Annotated in this window: 24 protein-coding genes; 10 read left to right on the top strand and 14 right to left on the bottom strand. The window is 52.9% G+C overall.

Annotated features, from left to right (window positions below; all coding sequences use genetic code 11):
• Positions 1–54: 54 nt before the first annotated feature.
• Both AC0VXT_RS04675 and AC0VXT_RS04670 read right to left on the bottom strand, forming a co-directional pair.
• On the bottom strand, positions 55–1,314 hold the full coding sequence (locus AC0VXT_RS04675) for an MFS transporter (RefSeq protein ID WP_101302102.1): 1,260 nt from the start codon (positions 1,312–1,314) through the stop codon (positions 55–57).
• Positions 1,315–1,385: 71 nt separating this feature from the next.
• On the bottom strand, positions 1,386–2,117 hold the full coding sequence (locus tag AC0VXT_RS04670; protein WP_475547690.1) for a TetR/AcrR family transcriptional regulator: 732 nt from the start codon (positions 2,115–2,117) through the stop codon (positions 1,386–1,388).
• 256 nt (positions 2,118–2,373) lie between these two features.
• Between AC0VXT_RS04670 and AC0VXT_RS04665 the strand changes: the two genes are divergently transcribed.
• The gene (locus AC0VXT_RS04665; protein ID WP_475547689.1) at positions 2,374–3,270 is read left to right on the top strand and encodes an AraC family transcriptional regulator; all 897 of its coding nucleotides are present in this window, start codon (positions 2,374–2,376) and stop codon (positions 3,268–3,270) included.
• A 186-nt stretch (positions 3,271–3,456) separates the two neighbouring features.
• Positions 3,457–4,794, top strand: coding sequence for a DUF2254 domain-containing protein (locus AC0VXT_RS04660; RefSeq protein ID WP_475547688.1), 1,338 nt, complete (start codon positions 3,457–3,459; stop codon positions 4,792–4,794).
• A gap of 333 nt (positions 4,795–5,127) precedes the next feature.
• Here the strand turns inward: AC0VXT_RS04660 and AC0VXT_RS04655 are convergent, their stop codons facing one another.
• The 8 genes from AC0VXT_RS04655 to AC0VXT_RS04620 all read right to left on the bottom strand — a co-directional run bounded on the left by AC0VXT_RS04655 (position 5,128) and on the right by AC0VXT_RS04620 (position 11,595).
• A complete protein-coding gene (locus AC0VXT_RS04655) occupies positions 5,128–5,688 on the bottom strand; it encodes a hypothetical protein (RefSeq protein ID WP_475547687.1) in 561 nt (186 codons plus the stop codon).
• 124 nt (positions 5,689–5,812) lie between these two features.
• Complete coding sequence (alaS, locus tag AC0VXT_RS04650) at positions 5,813–8,467, bottom strand: alanine--tRNA ligase (protein ID WP_475547686.1); 2,655 nt, start codon at positions 8,465–8,467, stop codon at positions 5,813–5,815.
• Positions 8,468–8,527: 60 nt separating this feature from the next.
• A complete protein-coding gene (locus AC0VXT_RS04645; RefSeq protein ID WP_475547685.1) occupies positions 8,528–9,088 on the bottom strand; it encodes a GNAT family N-acetyltransferase in 561 nt (186 codons plus the stop codon).
• A 24-nt stretch (positions 9,089–9,112) separates the two neighbouring features.
• Positions 9,113–9,418 (bottom strand): NIPSNAP family protein, encoded by a 306-nt coding sequence (locus tag AC0VXT_RS04640; RefSeq protein ID WP_412776980.1) that lies wholly within the window; start codon positions 9,416–9,418, stop codon positions 9,113–9,115.
• 38 nt (positions 9,419–9,456) lie between these two features.
• Entirely contained in the window at positions 9,457–9,597 is a 141-nt protein-coding gene (locus AC0VXT_RS04635) for an entericidin A/B family lipoprotein (protein WP_028791480.1), read from the bottom strand.
• A gap of 236 nt (positions 9,598–9,833) precedes the next feature.
• Positions 9,834–10,010: a DUF1328 domain-containing protein gene (locus AC0VXT_RS04630; RefSeq protein ID WP_022731919.1), complete on the bottom strand. Its 177-nt coding sequence runs from the start codon at positions 10,008–10,010 to the stop codon at positions 9,834–9,836.
• Positions 10,011–10,109: 99 nt separating this feature from the next.
• Complete coding sequence (locus tag AC0VXT_RS04625) at positions 10,110–10,250, bottom strand: entericidin A/B family lipoprotein (RefSeq protein ID WP_022731918.1); 141 nt, start codon at positions 10,248–10,250, stop codon at positions 10,110–10,112.
• Positions 10,251–10,548: 298 nt separating this feature from the next.
• On the bottom strand, positions 10,549–11,595 hold the full coding sequence (locus tag AC0VXT_RS04620; protein ID WP_475547684.1) for an alpha/beta hydrolase family protein: 1,047 nt from the start codon (positions 11,593–11,595) through the stop codon (positions 10,549–10,551).
• A gap of 130 nt (positions 11,596–11,725) precedes the next feature.
• Between AC0VXT_RS04620 and AC0VXT_RS04615 the strand changes: the two genes are divergently transcribed.
• Positions 11,726–12,796, top strand: coding sequence for a helix-turn-helix domain-containing protein (locus tag AC0VXT_RS04615; RefSeq protein ID WP_475547683.1), 1,071 nt, complete (start codon positions 11,726–11,728; stop codon positions 12,794–12,796).
• 78 nt (positions 12,797–12,874) lie between these two features.
• On the opposite strand, the gene recA is transcribed toward AC0VXT_RS04615, so the two are convergent.
• Both recA and nikR read right to left on the bottom strand, forming a co-directional pair.
• The gene (recA, locus tag AC0VXT_RS04610) at positions 12,875–13,948 is read right to left on the bottom strand and encodes a recombinase RecA (protein WP_022731915.1); all 1,074 of its coding nucleotides are present in this window, start codon (positions 13,946–13,948) and stop codon (positions 12,875–12,877) included.
• Positions 13,949–14,231: 283 nt separating this feature from the next.
• Positions 14,232–14,711 (bottom strand): nickel-responsive transcriptional regulator NikR, encoded by a 480-nt coding sequence (gene nikR, locus AC0VXT_RS04605; protein ID WP_022731914.1) that lies wholly within the window; start codon positions 14,709–14,711, stop codon positions 14,232–14,234.
• Between the two features lie 99 nt (positions 14,712–14,810).
• On the opposite strand from nikR, the gene AC0VXT_RS04600 reads away from it, so the two are divergent.
• Positions 14,811–15,608, top strand: a complete 798-nt coding sequence (locus AC0VXT_RS04600) for a DUF4198 domain-containing protein (protein WP_475547682.1) — start codon at positions 14,811–14,813, stop codon at positions 15,606–15,608.
• A 49-nt stretch (positions 15,609–15,657) separates the two neighbouring features.
• Positions 15,658–16,191: a hypothetical protein gene (locus AC0VXT_RS04595; protein WP_475547681.1), complete on the top strand. Its 534-nt coding sequence runs from the start codon at positions 15,658–15,660 to the stop codon at positions 16,189–16,191.
• A 17-nt stretch (positions 16,192–16,208) separates the two neighbouring features.
• On the opposite strand, the gene AC0VXT_RS04590 is transcribed toward AC0VXT_RS04595, so the two are convergent.
• Positions 16,209–17,108 carry a DMT family transporter gene (locus tag AC0VXT_RS04590; RefSeq protein ID WP_475547680.1) on the bottom strand — a complete coding sequence of 300 codons (900 nt, stop codon included), beginning with the start codon at positions 17,106–17,108 and terminating at the stop codon, positions 16,209–16,211.
• 211 nt (positions 17,109–17,319) lie between these two features.
• Here AC0VXT_RS04590 and AC0VXT_RS04585 point away from each other — a divergent pair, with 211 nt between their 5' ends.
• On the top strand, positions 17,320–18,093 hold the full coding sequence (locus AC0VXT_RS04585; RefSeq protein ID WP_475547679.1) for a PH domain-containing protein: 774 nt from the start codon (positions 17,320–17,322) through the stop codon (positions 18,091–18,093).
• 17 nt (positions 18,094–18,110) lie between these two features.
• Here the strand turns inward: AC0VXT_RS04585 and AC0VXT_RS04580 are convergent, their stop codons facing one another.
• Entirely contained in the window at positions 18,111–18,698 is a 588-nt protein-coding gene (locus AC0VXT_RS04580) for a hypothetical protein (protein ID WP_475547678.1), read from the bottom strand.
• Between the two features lie 499 nt (positions 18,699–19,197).
• Here AC0VXT_RS04580 and AC0VXT_RS04575 point away from each other — a divergent pair, with 499 nt between their 5' ends.
• From AC0VXT_RS04575 to AC0VXT_RS04560, 4 genes are all read left to right on the top strand, one after another.
• Positions 19,198–19,644, top strand: a complete 447-nt coding sequence (locus tag AC0VXT_RS04575) for an RrF2 family transcriptional regulator (protein WP_475547677.1) — start codon at positions 19,198–19,200, stop codon at positions 19,642–19,644.
• Between the two features lie 124 nt (positions 19,645–19,768).
• Positions 19,769–20,170: a group III truncated hemoglobin gene (locus AC0VXT_RS04570; protein WP_475547676.1), complete on the top strand. Its 402-nt coding sequence runs from the start codon at positions 19,769–19,771 to the stop codon at positions 20,168–20,170.
• Positions 20,171–20,309: 139 nt separating this feature from the next.
• Complete coding sequence (hmpA, locus tag AC0VXT_RS04565) at positions 20,310–21,524, top strand: NO-inducible flavohemoprotein (RefSeq protein ID WP_475547675.1); 1,215 nt, start codon at positions 20,310–20,312, stop codon at positions 21,522–21,524.
• 200 nt (positions 21,525–21,724) lie between these two features.
• Positions 21,725–22,762 carry a sodium:calcium antiporter gene (locus tag AC0VXT_RS04560; protein ID WP_475547674.1) on the top strand — a complete coding sequence of 346 codons (1,038 nt, stop codon included), beginning with the start codon at positions 21,725–21,727 and terminating at the stop codon, positions 22,760–22,762.
• Positions 22,763–22,769: the final 7 nt, after the last annotated feature.

Raw genomic sequence — 22,769 nt, 5'->3', positions numbered from 1 at the left:
ACAGTCATAAGGATGCACAGCATATAGCTGACGCATCCTTTTTTATTTGGATGGTTAAGACACCGCGACAGTTTCCGCCGTTGGCGTCACCGAACGGGTTTTCACCCAAGCCAGAATACCCGCCACACAGATGAAGGCTGCAATACATCCGACGATAAAGGGTGCATTGCTGTTCATTCCGGCAAGAACCCCACCCAGCAAGACGGCAACGGTTTCCGCCAGAACGTGGACGGACCGATAAATGCCGAGTGCCTGCCCCTGTTCATGCGCCCCGGTCCCGTTGGAAATAAACAGGCTGGTGGTGACCTCACACCACGCAATCCCGAATGCCGCAATACACATCGGCACGAATATCCAGACCAGCCCATCGGGCAGGATAAAGGTCAACAACCCAATGCCAAGGAACAAGTGCCCAAGGACCGCAACCCCGCGCAATCCAATCGGACGCTGGGCTCGTTCGACGGTTAAGCCGGCAATGATCAGCGGGATCGAAATGATCGCCGAACACATACCAAGGAAGCTGCTGGTCACATCGTGGTTTTGAACCAGATACACCCCAAAGAAACAGAAGAACAAAAAGATCGCGCAATAACTAAAGAACGATACGACAAAGGCCGGTAACAGCCCCGGATCGGTCAAGGTTTGCCAGATAGTCCGACTGGTTTGCGGACCATCGTCGGGCGTGCGTCCCCGGCGCCGCGCATATTCAGGGATCCGTAAAACAACTGCGACCACCAGCAGGTTAAAGCCATACATACCTGCAGCAAAAAAGAACGGCCACGACACGTTAAAGGATGGATGGATTGTCGGGTCTGAAAAGAACCCGCCCATCAACGGACCAATGATCCAGCCAACATTAATCGCCACCGTCAGAAGGCCGAAGTTGCGCACCTTGTTTTCGGGCGTGCTGATATCTGATGCAATCGATTGTGCGATGGCCATATTACCTTCGCACAGGCCCGAGACAAACCGACCGATCAACACCATTGGCAGGTTCGCGGTCGCAACCCCAACCGCCACCACGATATAGCCACTGGCCGCCCCCAAAAGAGACGCCAGCAAAACCGGCTTGCGCCCGATTTTGTCAGACATCCGTCCCAGCCACGGCGCACCGACAAACTGCCCAATTGGATAAAGCGCCATCGCGACCCCAAGCAGGATGGTGCGATATTGTTCCGGCACCGATGGATCAAGAAAGCCAAGCTCTGGCTTTAAAAACATCGGACCGAAAACAGGATAGGGCAAACTAAAACCGGCAAAGCCAAAAAGAACAGTCAAAAAGACTGCCGACATTGCCTTGTTTTCCTGCGACATGGGAACTCCGTGGGGCTTTGGTATTGTGGTGTAATTAACGTGATCAAGGTGGTGGAGGCAGGCGAGCGTAATCAGGATTGAGGCATTTCGGTCGCCGGGGCGGCATACCGCCGGGCAAGGGATCGCACCTTTTGATGTGCATCATCGACCTGCCATCCGGCACCAATCAGCAAATCGGCCAACGCATCACACAGGATACTGACCGCATTTTTGCGCAATTCCTGCCCGTAATGCCGGTCGGTAATTTCGGATAAAACCAGTACATTGATGCCATATCCCAACCCCCAGCTGCCAAGATTAAGGTTCCGCGCGCGGTCCGTCCGCTCGGGAAGGTCACCGGAAATACCCAGTGCATCCGCCCCGGCGTTCAAAAAGGTCTGAAACATCTCGGTCACAGCACCAATCTGGTCAAGCTGCGCCTGATGACGGGCCGGTGTTGCCCGTTTCCAGACCGATGGTGCCAAGGCCAGATATTCGGCCTCGAACAATTGCGGATGATCGATGGAAAAGCGCAGATCAAGCAAACTGGCGATGATGTATTTTTCAATCGCACTGCCATCATGATTGCGTGCAATGTCAAATTTTTCCGCCCGCTTGGCACCCGCCATGACGGCCAAGCCAATCAGAAGGTCTTCCTTGCTGGCAAAATGTCCGTACAGGGTCCCAACCGAAATCCCACACATCTTTGCCAAATCTGATATTTTCAGTTCAAAGAAACCGACTTCTGAAATCAGTTTCCCTGCGTTATCAAGGATTAACTCTTCGCGGTTTTGGCGTTTTTCCATACGGTTCTGGGCTACCATGTCAGGCTAGTCTTCCATTCATTGGATCATAAATGACGTAAAATCGAATTTGGTTCATTTTTTAATCTGAAACAATCGCTGTTTTTGCATAGGTGGGTTTCCAACTGTTCTTCAGCCCCGTTTTCAGTGATGAGCACACCTTCACCTTACCTGCACGCACGCCAATATCTGATTGCGCAAGAACGGACAGGCCAAACACGCAACCCTTTGTCAGAATGCAGTCGCCAGCTTATCCATAACCCATCGGATTTTTATCGTGACACCACTGCCCGACGCCACAATTCCAGACCGCTTTATCCGGGTGATCGATCATATCGACAGCCATCTTGAAAGCGTTCCGGGTGTTGAGGTTCTTGCGGGCATTGCCGCCTATTCGCCCTATCACTTTCACCGGCAATTCGCGGCCCTGTTTGATATCCCCGTCGCGCAATATGTTCGGCTGATGCGACTGCGCCGTGCGGCCCATGCATTGGCATTTCGCACCGATCAGCAAATCATCGAAATCGCGTTTCAGGCCGGGTACGAAACACCCGAGGCCTTTGCCCGCGCCTTTCGCAAAATCCATGATCAAAGCCCGACGGACTTTCGCGCCGCCCCCGATTGGGAAAACTGGCAAGCCCAATATGACAAACTACGCACCGTCAGAGCCAGGAGCAACAGGATGACCACCCCCTCTATCGGCAACATCGCCGTCATCGATTTTCCGCGAACCCGCACGATCTGCCTTGATCATCACGGACCACAAGCACACCTTGGCCACACCATTCGGCGTTTCATTGACTGGCGCCGTGCGCACCGCCTGCCCCCATCAAAGGCTGCGACATTTAACATCATCTGGTGTCATCCCGATGATACGCCGCCCGCCGATTTCCGGTTCGGACTTGGGGTTGCCACACCCAACCGCCTTACCGCGGATGATGCAAATATGGGACTGTATGAATTGATGTTACCGGCAATGCGCTGTGCGAAGCTGCGCCATATTGGCAGTGACCAAATGATCGGCGATAGCGCCCTACGCCTGTATCGGGACTGGTTGCCCCAAAGTGGCGAAACACCGGGCGACTTCCCACTGTTTTTTCAGCGCGTTTCGTTTTACCCCGACGTTCCCGACCACGAGGCCATCACCGATATCTTCCTGCCGCTGGCGTCATAGCCATTTCACAAGGAACAACCAGCCATCGCTCGGCCCATTAGAATTACAAGACCGCACGAAGGGGTGTCGGGTATATAATACACCGACAAGGGAACTGATTTTCTCATCGAACGTTTAAAGTAAGGTACTCATTCCTCTCACCCGCAGTTCTTTGGGCTGCAGCAAAAAGAACGGGGCTGTTTCGAAATGTTCCAACGCTTCATCCGAATATGGGAATTTCTAAGTCACAGCCTTTGGTTCACTCCACTGCTCTATGCGTTTGGCGGCGTTATTCTGGCCCTGCTCTCTGTGCGTGTTACCGCTGCGGACATTGCGGCAAGCCTGCCCGACTTCTGGCCGCAGTTTAGCACCACCGAAACCGCACGCGATTTGATATCGACCTTGCTGGCGACCCTTGTCACCATGACGACGTTTGCACTTTCAATCACGATGGTTGTCCTGACCTTGGCCGCCGGGTCCCTTGGCCCCCGAACCATTCGCAATTTCATGGGTGATCCTAAAACCCAAAACGCGATTGGTTGCTTTGTCGGATCAATCCTGTTTTTCATCGGCGTGCTTGTCATCATGGGGGGTGCAACCCAACCCGATCAGGTTCCGCAAATCGCAACCATGTCGGCCATCGGGCTTTTTGTGGTCTGCCTGTTTGTGCTGATTCTGTTTGTCCATAATCTCGGACGATCGATTGTCGCCGATCAGGTCATTCACCGGGTTGGCAGCAACCTTGAAGACACAATTTCTTCTGCCCTCGATACCCTTAAAGACCCGATTGAGGCCGCCCAAAAAGATCACTGCACCCTGCCCGAAAGCACCGATATCAACGATGTTAGCGCTATCATCGCCGCAAAATCGGGCTATGTGCAGGGACTGGATTACGATCATCTACGTGATGTCGCGATCAAACACGACATCGCCATCGCGCTGATTGTCCACGCCGGACAGCACGTCATTAAAGGCGAAACCATAGGTAAAATCAAATCCCCTGACGATGAGGGCGCATCACACATCGATATGTCGGCTTGTCAGGAAGACACCGCCAAACACATCATGATCGGCAATCAACGCACCGAGATGCTTGATATCGAGTTTGCCCTGCGCCAACTTGTTGAAATCGCCTTGCGCGCCCTGTCCCCGGGGATCAATGATCCCTTTACCGCCATTGCCGTGATTTACCGTCTGGGTCGCGCCCTGCCAAAGGCAATGTCTTTTCATTACCCTGTCGGGTTGTGGAAGGATGACGATGATCAGAACCGCCTTTACGGCTACCTTCCCGATTTTGGCGGCATGCTCGGCGCGGCCTTTAACCAAATCCGGCAAGCCGCCACGGCAAAGCCCGATGTTTTGCTGCCGATGGCCGAAGTGCTTGAAAGCCTGATTGGCTTGACCGAAAACACCGAGCAACGTGATATTCTATGTCGCCATGCAAAATTGATCGACCATGCTGCCGCACGTGACATCCCCGAAGCATCAGACCGTCAGGCTGTGGAACGCGCTGTTAAATGCATCTTGCGCAAGAGAACGGCCTAACCCGATCATTTGGTCCGTTTGTGTGACCGCCCACATCAATCATTGACCCAGATAAGCGGCGGCATGCCGCATTTTTTGGGCGACGACCGCCATCATCACTCAAAGCTCAAACAGCACCCCACCTCGTCTGATCGCGCTTATTCAGGTTTGTGTTGGTACCTTGATGCTGATCTCGGTTCTCACCGTCATTGTCAATGTGATCGCCTTTAGGCTATCGCCTAGATGTCGGTCAAATCATCGACGCTATTGCGATCTTCATCGCGGCAGCGGGAATGAATATAGGGTGGCAGTTAGTTAAAATCAGAACGAAGTTTGGGTTATTAGAGGATTGCATTAAGGAAGCTCGATATAGCCTTCCTCCTGCCTGATTTCTTCCAAACGTTGAGAGAAAGCGGAAGCAAAATCTCGGAATGCAAAAACTTCATCTAATGTTGGTGCGTCCCCACCATACGGATGCAAACTATGGTTTCTGAGCTGTCTCATACCGTCAAAGACTTCCAGCTCTTGTTCTGAAATTTTCTTTTTGCTTCTCAGAACATGAACGAACTTCAGCGGCGTTGTGAATCGTATTAATCCATTATGTTGAATCAATTGGATTATCTTTTCTTCCAAAGAAACCCATATATGAGACACCGCTGCTCTAGTATCGATCTTGGCTAACTGAATTACCTTGTCATCGTCTATGAACTGGTAACTCGGGTCATTCACAAGACCAGCCCGATCCATCTTTTCTTGTAGTTCCCTGAATTCAACCTCAAGCCCCTGATATTTAATCTGCCTAACATAGGGAAGCCACTTTGATGAGCGATTAATGAGGAAGACAACTATCAAGCCTAAGGAAACTGGCCAAACGATGCTCGCAACTATATCTGCAATAAAAGTAAGCCAGTCCATTGATTCCCCCACAAAAGCAGCACTCTTGCCCTGAAAAGACTATGGTACACAACCCTAAGTACGTCCAGCATGAAAAAACCCCTCGCCTTACTGACGAGGGGTTTCTAACTATCGTCCTGTAAAATCAGCCTGCGATATGGGCTTCAATCGCGGCCAGTGCGGCGTCCGCCTGCGATGGGTCTGAACCACCGCCCTGCGCCATGTCCGGGCGGCCACCGCCACCTTTGCCACCGAGTTTTTCAACACCGATGCGCACCAGATCAACAGCACTGTATGTGCCTTTGAGGTCTTCGGTCAGGCCGACCACGATAGATGCCTTGCCACCATCGTTGGAAATCAGGGCAACGATGCCCGATCCCATCTGATCGCGCAGCTCATCAACCATGCCTTTGAGTTCCTTGGCCGGAATACCGTCAAGCGCACGCAGGGCCATTTTAACGCCGTTAACGTCCTTAAAGGCATCGCCACCCGATGCCTCAGCCGATCCTGCGGTTGCCAGCTTTTTACGAAGGTCGGAAACTTCGCGTTCCAGACGGCGCCGTTCATCGACAAGCGCCTTCACACGGGCCGGGACATCTTCGGGGGCTGCTTTAAGGTCGGCGGCCACCGTGCTCAGCACGTTTTCGCGTGCGGCCATATAATTGGCCGCGTCCGATCCGGTCAGGGCTTCGATACGGCGTACACCGCTTGAAACCGCGCCTTCGGAAACGATTTTGAACATGCCGATATCGCCGGTGCGTTTGACATGCGTACCACCGCAAAGTTCCAGCGAATAGGCATGTTCGTTGGCCTCAGGCAGGCCCATCGAAACCACACGGACTTCATCGCCGTATTTTTCACCAAACAGCGCCATAGCCCCCAGTTCAATCGCCTCATCGGGCGTCATCAAACGGGTTGATACTTCACTGTTTTCGCGGATCAGGCGGTTGACATCGGTTTCAATCACCGCGGCCTGCTCGGCCGTGACCGGTTTGGGATGCGACACGTCAAAGCGCAGGCGATCATTTGCCACCAGCGACCCTTTCTGGGTCACATGATCGCCAAGATGTTTGCGCATCACCGCATGCAGCAAATGGGTTGCCGAGTGGTTGGCGCGCAGCGAGGATCGGCGCGCATGATCAACGCGGAATTCCGCCGCATCGCCAACTTTGACGTAGCCCTCAATCACTTCGCCAAGATGGACATGCAAGGTGCCGAGCTTTTTCTGCGTCGCGCTGATTTCAATCACCGCACCGGCTTCGGTTTTGATGATGCCAGAATCGCCCTGCTGGCCACCGGACTCACCAAAGAAGGTCGTCTGATTGGCAACAAGGGCAATTTCGTCGCCCTTGGCAGCAGATTTAACTTCGGCACCATCCTTGATCAGGGCCGTGACCACACCTTCGGCGGTTTCTGTTTCATAGCCGAGGAATTCTGTCGCACCATCGCGGTCCTGAATATCAAACCAGACTTCTTCGGTTGCCGCTTCGCCCGAACCAGACCATGCGGCACGCGCCTTGGCCTTTTGTTCTTCCATGGCGGTGCTAAAGCCGTCTTCGTCAATGCCGATTTTGCGTTCTTTGAGCGCATCAGCCGTCAGATCAAGCGGGAAGCCATAGGTGTCATAAAGCTTGAACGCAACATCGCCCGAAAGGATTGCGCCTTCGTCCATGCCATCGGTCGCATCGTCAAGCATCTTAAGCCCGCGATCGAGCATGGTTTTAAAGCCCTGCTCTTCAAGCTTGAGCGTTTCTTCGATCAAGGCCTGTGCACGTACCAGTTCCGGGAAGGCACCGCCCATTTTGCGCACCAGTGCTGGCACCAGTTCATACATTACCGGGTCTTGCGTTCCGACCATATGAAGATGGCGCATGGCACGGCGCATGATCCGGCGCAGAACGTTCCCGCGACCGGCATTGGACGGCAAAACACCATCGGCAATCAGGAAGCTGGTGGAACGCAGATGGTCGGCAACCACGCGGTGCGACACATTATGCAGCCCATCAGGATCGGTATTGGTGAAATCAGCCGATGCTTCGACCAAGGCGCGCATCAGATCAATGTCATAGTTGTCGTGCTTGCCCTGCAAAACTGCGGCAATACGCTCAAGACCCATGCCGGTATCAATCGATGGTTTTGGCAGATCGACCCGATCACCATTTGCCATCTGTTCATACTGCATAAAGACAAGATTCCAGATTTCAATAAACCGGTCGCCGTCTTCATCCGCACTGCCCGGAGGACCACCCCAGATATGCTCGCCATGGTCAAAGAAGATTTCCGAACACGGGCCACACGGACCGGTATCCCCCATCGACCAGAAGTTATCGGATGTCGGAATGCGAATGATGCGGTCATCAGGAAGACCAGCGATCTTTTTCCAAAGCGAATAGGCCTCGTCATCGGTGTGATAGACAGTCACCAGCAGCTTGTCTGCCGGGAGGCCATATTCCTTGGTGATCAGGTTCCAGGCAAATTCAATTGCGTTTTCCTTGAAATAATCGCCAAACGAAAAGTTGCCGAGCATTTCAAAAAAGGTGTGGTGGCGCGCGGTCCGTCCGACATTTTCAAGGTCGTTATGCTTGCCCCCGGCGCGTACGCATTTCTGCGACGTGGTCGCGCGCGAATAGTCGCGCTGTTCCTGACCGGTGAAAACGTTCTTGAATTGAACCATCCCGGCGTTGGTGAACATCAGGGTGGGGTCATTGCGCGGCACCAGCGGGCTGGATGAAACAACTTCATGGCCGTTCTTGCGGAAGAACTCCAGAAACGTGGTGCGGATATCATTAACGGTCTGCATATCTCTCCAACCCGGAAAACGCGGAACAAACACACCCGCAACACCGCGGGCAGGACTGCCCTATTTAGCGGCTCGGCCCTGCGCTGTCCAGTCGGGGGGCGAGGTAACCGTCGAAAAGACGCGTTTAAAGCGATATCGGTTCATCTTTGCGATAAAATCAGTTCTCTCAAACCCGAATTTTTCCAGTAATCCTTGCGACGCCAGATTTTCTGGATGGGCAAATGCAGTCAGCTTAGACAAGCCATGTTCATGCCGGGCCAGACGAAGCGATGCATCCATAAGCTCCGTTGCAAATCCATGCCCCCAGACATCGGGATGGAAGTAATAACCGACTTCCGGCCCCCATCCCGTATCAAATGGATCAATGTAAAGACCGCCCCAGCCAATGATGGCCTGATCTGTCTTTTCGCGGATCACCCAAGGCGCAAAGCCATCACGACGTCGAAACCATTCATGGACCAGAACACGTTTCCGACAGGCCGGAAACGTTACGTCAACATGGGTAAACTGCATCGCAACCGGGTCACCAAGGAACGCATATAGCTGTTTTATATCCGCCAAACGTGCAGGTGAGAGGACCAGACGCGCAGTCTCAACTATCTTGTGACTGTTAGAGGTCATCTGAACCAAAAAAACCGTCAAAACTCATTCAAGAACCGGGCGCATAAAACTGCGTTCATAGCTGATGATGCTGCGGTTTCGTTTTTCAAGATCAAGCGTTGCAACGCATTCCCCGTCATCGGCCATGCGGTTGCGATAATCCTCATAGGCCGCAAGGCTTGGGAAGCTAAACAGCGCATAGGCGATGTTGCTTGCCCCTTCGTGGGGCAGGAAATAGCCGTGATGGGTGCCGCCCATGCGATTGACGATGGGAATCCAGCGACGGGCATAATCCTCAAACTCGGGGATCTTATGCCCGTCAATGATGTATTTCAGATAGCAGGTGATCACGGCCAAACCCTTTGGAAACCGTATGTATCAACGAATGCCTAGTTGGTGCCTTCCTGAATCTGCTCACCCAGTTTTTCAACATCACGGCCAAAACCGGCTGCGGTTTCACACGCGGCAAGTGACATACCAAAACCGGCAATCAGCGCCAGCGCCAAAATACGTTTTACAAGGACCGACATCGTCTCTTTGCTCCTGCCTTTAACGACATGTTGATTTTGAAGCCACGAAGCTTCGTGCTCAACCAAGTTTATACACGATTGATGATGCTTAAAAGCGGCAAAAATCAGGTTGTTATATTGTCCCCGGAGCATGCAACTGGCAACTGTTTACTTGGTATTTGCCCAATGGGCAGACAGCAAAACGGGCGCGCCGTAGCACGCCCGTTCTGGTTTGCTCGTGTTATTTTTGCACCTGATCAGACAGGTGGGCCGCGCCCACGCAACGCATTGACCAGAAGTGAAACGAGGAACAGCACGATAAAGACAAAGAACAGTATCTTTGCAATTCCAACGAATGTCCCGGCCAGACCACCAAAACCAAGAACGGCGGCGATCAGGGCAAGAACCAGACAAAAGATTGCCCAACCCAACATAACTTTCTCCTTACTGTGTGCGTTTTATTCCCCGCCCCAACGGAACGGGATCACACCGGCATGGTGCGATCAAACTCAACGCACGGAAGAATGAATGACTTACTCAGCTTCTTCCTGAATGGCTTCGCCAGCATCTTCAACGTCCTGACCAAAGCCATCTGCAGTTTCACAGGCGGCAAGGCCGAGCCCCATACCTGAAATCATTGCAATGGCGAAAATCTTTTTCATAATATCAGACATCTTGTTTGCTCCTGTTTGCTTGCAGATGTTTGTATTGATTAAACTGTTCACACTAAACAAACGGGGCAGTTGCAAACTTGTTCCACTCCCCACTGCCAAGTTGTTGATTTGGCAAGATTAAGGCAGGTAAAATCATAGGTTTTCTATTGCCTTACACCAATCGTGATCATTTTGGGGCACGTGAATCTCTGGGTGTTTAATCCGTATCTTTGACACATAAAAAGAACGGGCGTGCGCAAGGCACACCCGCTTCAGTTCTCTTAATCGCATGGGTTGGGCTACAGCCCCCACAGGATGTTTACTGCAAACCAAGGAATGTCGCGATTTCATCGGCAACCTGCCGGTGGACCAAACTGCGATCAGTTCCCACCGGGTCCGTGCAAATCGGATCATCGTCCATTTCTTCAAGAAGCTTGGCGGCACCGGGTTCACATTCCGCCAGAAATGTCAGGTGATAGGCTGGGGCAAACACCGCCAAGGATGCATCTTTTACCTTTGCGACAAGGTTGCTTCCCGACGCACTGACATCCCCCGCCAGCCAGCCGTGCTCTTTGCCCAGCTTGATAAACAGCACGGGATTTGACACATTGGCCAGACTGTCGGGTTTGACGGCAAAGGACATTCCCGGTTCGATTGCGACGGTTTTGCTAATCCGCGTGTCGCGATAACCGTTTGTGAAATCGTCGGGCAAATGCGCGAAATCCACCCCGCCCTTTTTATAGAAAATGCAATCTTGCGCGCTGTCTTGATATTTAACGCAATAGTCGCGGTAAGCAGCGCGATCAAACTGCATCCCGGCAAGATTAAGAACTGTTGTCCCGCCAAGTGAGAACCCGACGGCAGATATGTTGTTGGTGTCGATATAGGGCGCAAACTCAGGATTGGCGAGAACCTGATCAAGGGCGGCTGTGACATCCGCCGAACGTTGCCCCAGATACATCGTTCGGCGTGGGGATGAGTCGCCTGTGGTGGTACCGGGGTGATTAACCGCCAAAACAATCGCACCACGCAATGCCAGTTGCGATGACAGCCAGCCGATCCCATCCATATTGCCCCCCGATCCATGCGACAGCAAAATGAGCGGATGTTTCCCCGGTTCGATTGCTGCCCCGATACCGGCATTCGTACTTTGCCAGATCGCACTTTTGCCGACCGGGGCCACATATATGTGACTGCCCGCAGGATACCAGATTGATGCTGCAAGCGGTCTGGCCCGGTGGGCAGCCTGCACGTCGAACCGATCATACCCGGCAATGTCTTGTCCGGCCGTGGCAGGCATGGATGTCGCGGCGGCAAAAAGACCCAGCCCCAAGGCCAGAAGCATCGCAGAAGTTACATGTTTCATGATTTCAATCCGTGTTTTAATGTTCAACGGTTTGAAATTGCGCCGGTTTAGCCGGTGTGGCGTCCTCGAACCGGTTTTAGGACACGCAAAACCGGTTTTGGGACATGGTTGATAAGTTGATTAAACGTCGATGATCGTTTTACCCGTTCCGATGATTGTGGCCCTGCTGCTGGGGTTTTTATTCTTGCGTGCAACCCTGTTCACCGAGACGCCCCGGCTTTTGGCGGCGTTGCTTTTGGCCTGTGCATGCCAAAGTGTGACGGTATCGGTTGTGCAATATTACGGGGTCAGCGAGTTACGCTTGCTCCAACCGATCACCGCATCACTGATCCCAGCATTGGCGTGGGTCGCCTTCCTTGATGGCGCGATAAGATCGCAACGCAAATCCCGTGATCTTCTTCATTTTCTGATCCCGGTTGTGATGGCATGTGCCGTATTGGCCTTTCCGGATACCATCGACGCTTTGCTTGTCGTGATATTTGTCGGCTATGGGGTGGCAATCCTTGTGATGCTGCATCGTCACAGCGATGACCTTGCCAATACGCGGCTGGCATCTGGGCATTTTCCGGCTGTGATCTGGCGGATCATTGCCATTGCGCTGATCGCATCCGCGGTCAGCGACATTTGCATCACACTTGCGCTCAGCTATGGCTACCGCGGGGCGCCAGGCCTGATTTTGAGCGTTTTTTCATCTGCGGCGCTCTTGATGATCGGTTTTTTATGCTTGTCGCCCGACATCGTCACCGAACCTGTTGAGGGGGACGGTGATGAATATGATGCCCCATCAAACACGACCGGAATGCACCGACAGGAAAACGCGCCTCATAAAGCCAATGAGGATGTGCCCGTTCACGCCATCATGGAACAGCTTGAAGCACTGGTCATTGGCAAGAAGCTTTATCTTGATCCTGATCTGACGCTGGCACGGTTGGCGCGGCGTTTGGGCTTTCCGCTTAAGCAGGTTTCAACCGCGATTAATCTTGTCACTGGCGAAAACGTGTCGCGCTATATCAACAAGCTGCGCATTGAACATGCCTGCCGGGAATTGGAAACGGGGCAGAACGTCACCACCGCCATGCTGGCAAGTGGCTTTAATACCAAGTCAAATTTCAATCGCGAATTCCTGCGTATCACCGGCAGCACGCCAACCAAATGGCAAAGCCATTCAACCGTGACACAGCAAACCAGCATCTCACAGTAATCAGCCCCCAGACACCTCGACACAAAAAAACGGGCGCACCCAAAGCACGCCCGTTTTTGTGTCGTAGATCAAAGAAGATCAATCGTCGTTTGACGGATCATCTTCTTTCATATTGGTCATCGCCTCGGAAATCAGACCGGCACTCTCGCGAATGCTGGCTTCGATTTCGTTGGTCATTTCCGGATTCTCACGCAGGAAAGTCTTGGCGTTTTCACGGCCCTGCCCGATACGGGTCGAGTTATAGGAGAACCACGAACCTGACTTCTCGACAATGCCGGCCTTAACACCAAGATCAAGGATTTCACCCATCTTGGAGATACCTTCGCCGTACATGATATCGAATTCGACCTGTTTGAACGGCGGTGCCATTTTGTTTTTAACAACTTTGACACGGGTCTGGTTGCCCACGACCTCGTCACGGTCCTTGATCTGACCGATGCGGCGAATATCAAGTCGGACAGACGCATAAAACTTAAGCGCGTTACCACCCGATGTGGTTTCCGGGCTACCAAACATCACACCGATCTTCATACGGATCTGGTTGATGAAGATCACCATGCAGTTCGACCGCGAAACCGAACTGGTCAGTTTACGCAGCGCCTGGCTCATCAAACGGGCCTGCAGGCCAACGTGGGTGTCGCCCATTTCGCCTTCAAGTTCGGCGCGCGGCACAAGGGCAGCAACCGAATCGACAACCAGAACATCAATCGCCCCGGAACGCACCAGCGTATCGGCGATTTCAAGAGCTTGCTCACCGGCATCTGGCTGCGAAATTAGCAATTCGTCGGTATTCACACCCAATTTACGGGCATATCCCGGATCAAGCGCGTGTTCCGCATCGACAAACGCACAGGTGCCGCCAAGTTTCTGGGCTTCGGCGATGGTGTGCAGGGCCAATGTGGTCTTACCCGAACTTTCCGGACCGTAAATTTCAACAATACGGCCGCGCGGCAAGCCACCAATGCCCAACCCGATATCCAGCCCAAGCGAACCGCTTGAAATTGCGGAAATATCAATGCCGCTATCACGCTGGCCGAGCTTCATAATCGAGCCCTTGCCAAATGCGCGTTCAATCTGCCCGAGGGCGGCTTCGAGTGCCTTCTGCTTATCCATAGTATCCTTATCCACCAAATGCAGCGCGGTCTGAATCATTGCTCGAACTCTCTTATTCCACAGGGCCGGGTAGGATGCAACGCAGGCGGTTCCCCGGACCTAAATGCGGAACGCCACCGCTTAAGAAGCCTGCTGCCTTAACAGATTGAATTGCCTGTGCACGCCAGCAGAGCGCTTGAGAACATAATGCGAACATTTACATAGAATTTTCGATGTTGCAAGTTTGTTCTCATTTGCGGGTCCGAATATTTGGATCAAACACCCCCGTATTGACCGCCCTCTCATGCCCCACCATACCGTGATGCTGCGGAAAATAAGGAAATTACGTCGTGATTTTCAGATGTTCGTGCTTATGCGCATGCCCATGATGATCCCCGCCGTGGTGATGGGATTCCACATGCATCTCGCCGGGCACGGAGTAAAGTTCACCATGGCGCACACCGGGCTGGGCCAGAACCTTATCGGCAAAGGCACGAATTTCGGCAAGGCTGCCGCGCAGTGTCACGCTTTCAAGGCAGGTATCATGATCAATGTGAAAATGAACTGTCGAGACCGTTAAATTATGATGTTCGTGCTGGGTGCTCATCAGGCGAGATGCCAGCATGCGTTCTTCGTGATCATACACATAATTTAAGACCGCAATCCCCACCCCGTTTGCATCTTCAGCAAGCTTGGTGTTTTGCAGTTTTTCACGGATCAGGTCGCGAAACCCTTCGGATCGGTTGGTATAGCCGCGCTGATTAAGAAAGGCATCAAAGGCCTCCATCAAATCATCTTCAATCGATACGGTGACGCGGGTCATCACAATTCCCTTTTCAAAATCATCGGCTTGACTCGTATGAACAAATTTGAAAAGTTCATACTTCCTTTTCTATAGACCTAATTTCCCAAAGGATAGCAGATGTTTCAATCAAAGTTCGCACCCGGTGTGATTATTGCCGCCCTTGGCTGTATTTTGAGCGGTGTGGCAACCGCCCACGAATTCACCACAACCAGCAGCCCAATCGATGTCAAACCGGGCGATAGGGCGACTTTCACGCTGGATTCGAGCCATATTTTCAGCACCCCAGAAGAAGCCGAAGCCGCCAAGCATCTTAGTGCGACTTTGATCACGCGCGATCAGAAAACGGCCCTTGATTTCAAAATCAACCCCGACGCCCCTAATCTGATCGGGACGTTTGATGTTCCTGACACCGCAGCATGGCTATCGGCACATCGTCTGCCCGTTGTCTGGTCACAGACTCCCGATGGTTGGCAGGAAGGCGGTCTTGATCAACATGCCGATGCGATTGCCGCGGTTCGCTATGAAAAATTTGCCAAACATCTGGTTGGCGCGACTTCCGACGATTCCGCCGATGATTTCGTCAGAACCCCGGTTGGCGATAAACTTGAAATTGTCCCGCTTTCTGATCCACGCAATACCGCGATCGGTCAGGATGCGACGTTCCAGATCCTGCTTGATGGGCAGCCCCTGACAACCACGGTATTGGCGACCTATGGCGGCTTTACCGACACGCCGTCGTCATGGGCCTATGCCAGTGAAACACTGACCGATGAACGCGGCAGCGGCATTGCCAAGGTCCGCATCAGTGCGCCGGGCATGTGGGTGGTGCGGGTTGCGACCGATGTTTCGGATCAGGAACAAGGTATTCGCGGTCATAACCTGCGGGCGACCCTGACCTTTAATGTCGCCGATTAAATCGATGTTCTCAAAGGTCAGACGAGTGGCAAGACAAATAGTCATACAAATGATCAAACCGCTGCCCGCTGTGGTAATGGCGTTGACGGCCCTGCTTTTTGCAGGGTCGTCAACCGCACATGCCCACGGGGCCGGATGGCAGGTTACAGACAATCGTCATACAATTAATTATCGCTTTGGCTATACCGACGGGACGCCAATGGCCTTTGCCGAGGTCGTGGTAACCGGCCCGAATGGCAAAACATGGCAGAAAGCCCGCACCGACCGGACTGGGCATTTTGCCTTTGGGATTGATCGCGAAACGATCGGCGAAGATATATCCGGCGCACTTTCAAACGGCTGGCAGATCAAGGTTGCCGATGGCATGGGACATATCGTCAACCTAACCCATCATGCACCCGAACTCGGCCCCAACGACGCAACGGCGACCAAAGCCAGCCACACGAAACCGCATACATCGTTACGTGGAACATCCGCCCTGTTTGATTTGCCCGTTTGGGCAGGTGCTCTGTTTGGTATGAGTTTTTTGGTCAATCTTTTTGGCGGTGTGTTCCTGTGGTCCCGGCGGGTCAAACCAACGTAAGGTCAGCCCATCACACATCAGTGCATAAACAAAAGCGCAACACCGCAAAAGGCAAGGCAGGTACCCATGACCGCCTGCCAGCCGACCGGTTTGCGCAAGATCGCCCCTTCAAAGACAATCAGGATCACTGGCGGCAGCGCCATTAAGGTCGAGGCGATCCCGACATTGGCATTTTGCACCGCCAGCATCGATAACCACACCCCCACCGCCGGTCCGATCAACGCCCCCAGAAACAGCCATTTGCCGACATCAGGCGCAATACAGGCGGTCACAGTCCGGCGCCCCCGGCCAAGCAAAAGCGCAAAGCCCCACATGGCAATCACCGCCACCATGGTCCTGATCCATGTTGCCGACAGGGCAGAATAGCCGCCGATCAGGGCATATTTGGCCGTGATCAGATTGCTGACCTGACCAATCGCCCCGCCAAGACCAAACAGAATACCAACCACATAATTGCGCCCGGCCAATCCCACCGGACGGCCTTTTTTACCGACAATCACCAGCAAAACGCCACCGACCCCGCAGGCAATACCGGCAATTTCAATTGGTATGAGGATTTCATCAAACAACACCCAGGCCAACACCGCCCCCATGATCGGCACGGTTGACATCAACAACATCGAAAGCCTTGCGCCCAGCATGACAAACGCCTGAAACAGCATGGCATCGCCAATCACAAGGCCGAGGATGGATGACAGCGATAGCCAGCCAAACTGTTCCCATGTCACCGCATTGGGCCACGGCTGGCCTTCCATCACCCAGTGCAGGATCGTCAGGCAGAAAATCGAACAGGCCAACCGCCCACGGTTAACCGTTTGCGCCCCGACTTTCCCGCCGACATTGGAAAAAATCATGCTTGATGTCGCCCAGCACAGGGCGGCACTAAAAGCGGCGGCTTCGCCGAGGAAGGGAACCATGGGGCGCGTTTCCAAAGAGTGTTTTTGTGACCGGCAGTGGTGGCAGCCGAACGCCATGATAAGCGCGATTTTTCACGGTGTTGCAACTTCAAATTACACGCTTGGTGCGTGAAACAAAACGCACCTCAAACAAATCGCTCAATGGCTTGCGATTTTTCCAACCCACCGTATGCTCATCTCAACACATCGCAATCTGGATATCGCAACACCAATGGCATCCCCCCGTAACACCCCCCAGACCAAAACGACTGGAAAACCGTTCAAAGGCATTCGCCGCCATCTTCAGGATGGCGAAGTCGTGATCATGGACTTGCCGATTTCTGGCGTGTCGGTTCTGGTACCGGGGGTTATAAAGATCATCTGGATTGCAGCTTTGATTTATGCGTCCTACCACTGGCGCGCAATTTACGATTTCCTGATGCCGCAGTTTAGGAACCTTCTAACCGGGCCCGAAGCATTCGCCGCCCTTGATCAGGTTTGGGAAGACTATGAATTTGTCTTTTCCATCGCCCTGTTTGGCGTGATCATTGCCGCGATTTCAATTGTCTGGAAAATCCTGCGCCGCGCACTTGGCATATCAACACAGGCCGCAAAGGACAGCATCCTTTTGCCGCTTACGGCCATGCGTGATCTGTTTTTCTTTGAACGTGTGATCACCAACAACCGCATTGTCACGCGTAGCGGTGTGCTGCGCAAAGATCAGGATGATCGCGGATTTGAGTCGATCAAATCGACCCGGATCAGCAAAAGTGTCGTCGGCAATATTTTTGATTACGGCAACTTGCACATCACCGACCGGTTGGGCCACAGCTTTACCCTGCGTCAGGTCAGCAAACCCGAAGATGTTGCCAAGAAACTTTCAGATTATTTTGGTCGCGTGCGCCCCAGCCATAATACCGGGGATCCGATTGACATCACCCATCGCGGCACGGAACAAGCGATTGAGACCAATCGACAAGACAGCATCGAACATCTTGACCGTTAAAGCATGTTGCTTAAGGGTCAGGGCTCGCGCGATAGAGCAAGCAGCTTTTGTTGATATGCGCGTGTGCCTTCATCGAGCTTGGGCAGGAATTCGGAAAATTCGGCGCGCAGCCAACTATGGACGACGATATCTGTAATCGGAATGCCCTTGTACCCTTCGGGAACCCCGCCAGAAATCTTAAGCGAATAGGCATCCATGAGCATCGCATCAAGTTGACCTTCGCGCAGCATTTGCTGCATCATCTGCGGGCCACGCGGAACTCCGATGACGTTTGGGTAACTGGCAATCAGGTCTTTTGACCAAGTTTCACCAAGCCAGATACCAAGAAGCTCGTCTTTTAGATCCCCAACCCCGGAAACATCGCCACTGCGGACAATCAATAAGCCCTTGACGTTCCCCAGTGTAACCTTACCCGGCACAACCGCGACACCGGCGAGATCAGGCAAATCGTTCACAGCAGCAAACAACCCATCAATATCGCCCCGGCGTATCGCAAGAACCGATCTTGCATTGGGCATCGGAACAGGTTGGACACAAAGCCCCGCCTCGGCCATGACAGTGCGATAGGGCTCAATGCCGCGTTGGTCGGTGTAAACTTCAGGCATGCCTATGCGCAGGCATTTTTCCGCAGCATGCGCGGAGGCAATAGACTGAAAGAAAGGAAAAGAGCGACTACAAAAATTACGGCAACGAAACAGGATCGAACGAACCTGTTCTTTGGATTACGCGCCATCTAAAACCCCACGGCATTTCGTTTTTTATTCTTATCCCTTGCGGGACATATGCCGTTCCAACCAGTCCGACCGCAGAAAATTGTGACCTGCGGCCTGTCCGAACCTTATTTTCCGATCCGGTATGGCACCACGATAATCGGTAAGATTACATTTGGCTACATCGGAAGGATAAGTTCACAGGACTTTATTACGACGCGGAAAATCAGGGGTTTAAGTTTCCGCGCCCCCCTCCCCGTTTAGGGCGACCAGACAAATCCGGCGCCCGGTAATTTTTAGTGTTAAGCCCGTTACCATGCATAAAACAAAGCATTGCAGATCAGTGCAGTATTATTCGCATTTCAAATACATCTTTTTCGACTAGAATGACGGTATGCAGCTTACACGTTTTACCGATTACGCCCTAAGGGTCATCATGCATCTGGCAGCCTCAAATGGTGCCTTGATGTCGACCCGCGAAATTGCCGCCATTCACAATGCCAAATACAATCATCTGGCCAAGGTCACCCAGTGGTTGGCGGCAGAAGGATATCTTGAAACGGTGCGCGGGCGTGCAGGGGGCATTGCACTGTCACGCAAACCCGAGAACATCTGTATCGGGACCTTGGTCCGCCAACTTGAAAGCCAATCCGTGCTGGTTGAATGCATGCGCGAAGACGGCGGTGAATGCCGTCTGGCACCGGCCTGTGGGCTGGCAGTGATCCTTAAGGAAGCCGAAGAGTTGTTTTTCCAAACACTCGATAAGATGACATTGGCCGATGTGCTGTCGCGGCAGCGCGGCTTGTTCGATCTTTTGATCGATATGAATTCCGAAAAATAAATACATATCAATGACCTACATTGATCATGACGCGATGATTTCTTGAGTTATATTAATTTGCATTTACAATACCTATTTAACCGTATATATGCATTTTAAATACTTATTAAACAAGGCCAATGTCATGACATCTCCTACCCTTGATCCCGACAAGCTCCCCGAAGTTCTGGCCGTATTTTATCAGCGTGTCCGGCAAGACCCGGAACTTGGCCCGGTCTTTTCCCGCGTTATCGAGGACTGGGATGAACATCTTGCCCGGCTTGAAGATTTCTGGTCGTCACTGATGCTGACTACGGGCCGGTATAAGGGAAATCCACTAGCCCTGCATGCCCTGCACGCCCATGAAATCACCCCGGCAATGTTCGACCGTTGGCTGCATTTATGGACACAAACCACCACCGAACTGTTGCCGCCTGAGGTTGCCCAACTGATGCAGATAAAAGCCGCGCGCATCGCCGACCGGCTGAAATATGTGATGTATGAGCCAACCCACGGCGGGCTGCATCCACCGGGAATATCAGGGTAACGTCGTCTTCGGGTCTTCCGTCCCCGGTTCCCGTCCACCGTCCCTAACGCCTTTTTATTCTTTCGCCCTGTCCCGCACAGCTTTGCAAAAGCTGAACAGTCTTGCTTTGTCTGAACGTCACCTTTGAGGAGATCTGGTTATGCAAAAACCCCTTTCGCCGCACACCATCGCACTGGTCAAATCCACCGTCCCCGCCCTTTCAACCTATGGCACGGACATCACCAAAATCATGTATGGCAAACTGTTTGAGGATGCCCACATCCGGGCATTGTTCAATCACTCCAACCAAGGAGACAGCGGATCACAGGTCCATGCCCTTGCCGGGGCCCTTCTGGCCTATGCGCGCAACATCGATAATCTGGAAACGCTGGTTCCAGTCGTCGAACGCATTGCGCATAAACATATCGGCTATCACATCCTTCCAGAACATTACGCCTATGTCGCGCGCGCCCTTTTGGGGGCGATTGCCGAAGTCCTTGGCGATAAGGTCAATGATGAAATCCTCGCGGCGTGGGGGGATGCCTACTGGTTCTTGGCCAATATCCTGATTGGCCGCGAAGCTGACATCCGCACCGACCTTGAAAGCCGGACCGGTGGATGGACAGGCTGGCGCCCGTTTCGGGTTACGGCTAAATACCCGGAAAGCGAGGTTATTACCTCTTTCATCCTTTCCCCGGTTGACAATTTTCCGGTTCTGGCACATCGTCCGGGGCAGTATCTTACACTGCGCCTTGGTGTTGCCGATGGTATTGAAATCAAGCGGAATTATTCGATTTCATGCGCGCCTAACAATCAGGACTACCGAATTTCGGTAAAGTTTGAACCCAATGGTCAAGGCGGGTCGCGGTTCTTGCATGAAGCAACCGAAATCGGTGACATCATTGAAATCACCCCGCCTGCCGGTGATTTCTATTTGCCCGACGAGCCCGAACGCCCGGTGGTCTTGCTGTCAGCGGGGGTTGGATTAACCCCGATGGTCAGCATAGTTGAAACCATCGGCGCGCATTATCCTGATGTGGAAACCCACTATGTGCATGGTGCACTAAACAGTCGAACCCATGCGATGGGGGCCCATATTCACAAAATCGCCCATCAGCATGGCAACATGTCTGTCGCCACGTTTTACAGTGCCCCCGAACCCCAGGATAAACCCGGTGTCACCCATGATCTGATCGGCTATATCTCGACCGACTGGCTTAAGGACAACACACCGTTTTCCAAGGCTGATTTCTTCCTGTGCGGGCCCAAGCCGTTTTTGCGTAAAATGGTCAATGACCTGCACACACAGGGTGTTTCACACGACCAGATCCATTACGAAATCTTTGGTCCGACCGACGACGAAATTGCCGCATAAAGCCCGCAAAAGAAAAGGACGCCCCATAATATCGGGCGTCCTTTGCCAATTTGAATGAATGCAGACCAGAAGGTTTTCAGAACAGAAACTGCAGGTTATTTCCGCGCCGGATTTCTTGTAGGGCGACAAACACTTCGCGGAACAAGAAGCTTCGTCAGAAGTTAAAGGCATGGGAACCCGACATTTTCGAAAGACGCCGCATGCCCTTTGACATCGCCGAGCTACCCTTGCCCGGAATCATTACGATATTTGCCATTTGCACAATCATCATTGGTTTTGCTGGCGTACGATTGGCAAGTGTTGCCGTCAAACTGGCCGAACGTACTGGCATGGGGCAGATCATCGCTGGTGCCCTGTTTGTCGGTATGTCAACCAGCCTTCCGGGCAGTGTGCTGTCGGTCACCACCGCGTGGCAGGGGTTTACCGATCTTGCGATTGGGAATGCGCTGGGCGGGATTGCCGCACAGACAACCTTTCTGGCCGCGGCCGATATTGTCTATCGCAAAAGCAACCTTGAACATGCTGCGGCCAGTGCAACCGGTCTGGCGCAGGCGACCTTACTGGTGAGCATGCTTGCCGTGCCGATTCTGGCCTATGCCGGGCCAGAATGGATGATCTTTCACATTCATCCGGCGTCGATCTTGCTGTTTGTCATCTATGGGTTCGGACTGTCCTTACTGGCCGAAATCCGCAACGAACCGATGTGGCATCCCAAGAAAACCGATGTGACAGACGAAGACGCCAAGGAAGACGACGAAGACATATACCCCGAAAGCAGCCTACGCCTTTGGGGTGAATTTCTCATCCTTGCCGGGGTCACGGCGGTTGCCGGGCACACCATCGGCCAAATCGGCCTTGCCGTTGTTGAGAAAACCGGCATGAGCGAAACTGCTGTGGGCACCTTCCTGACCGCGATTGCAACGTCACTGCCCGAACTTGTTTCGGCCATTGCTGCGGTTCGCATCGGGGCGGTCAACCTTGCCCTTGGCAATATCATTGGCGGAAATGCATTTGACGTGCTGTTCCTCGCCGCATCCGACATTGCCTATCGCGATGGATCGATTTATGCCGCCTTTACCGACCAGCACCTGTTTACCATCGGGCTGGTGATCTTGATGACCGGGGTGTTGTTGCTCGGCATGCTTAACCGCGAGAAACGCGGGATCGGTAATATCGGCTGGGAAAGTGTTGCGATGCTGGGACTTTATCTGAGCTCGATCTTTTACCTGTCAGCTTAACAGGACA

This window comes from Thalassospira sp. Z349TD_5, assembly GCF_056173045.1.
Note: the sequence above shows the minus strand (reverse complement) of the source record. Positions and strands in the feature narration are given on the sequence as shown.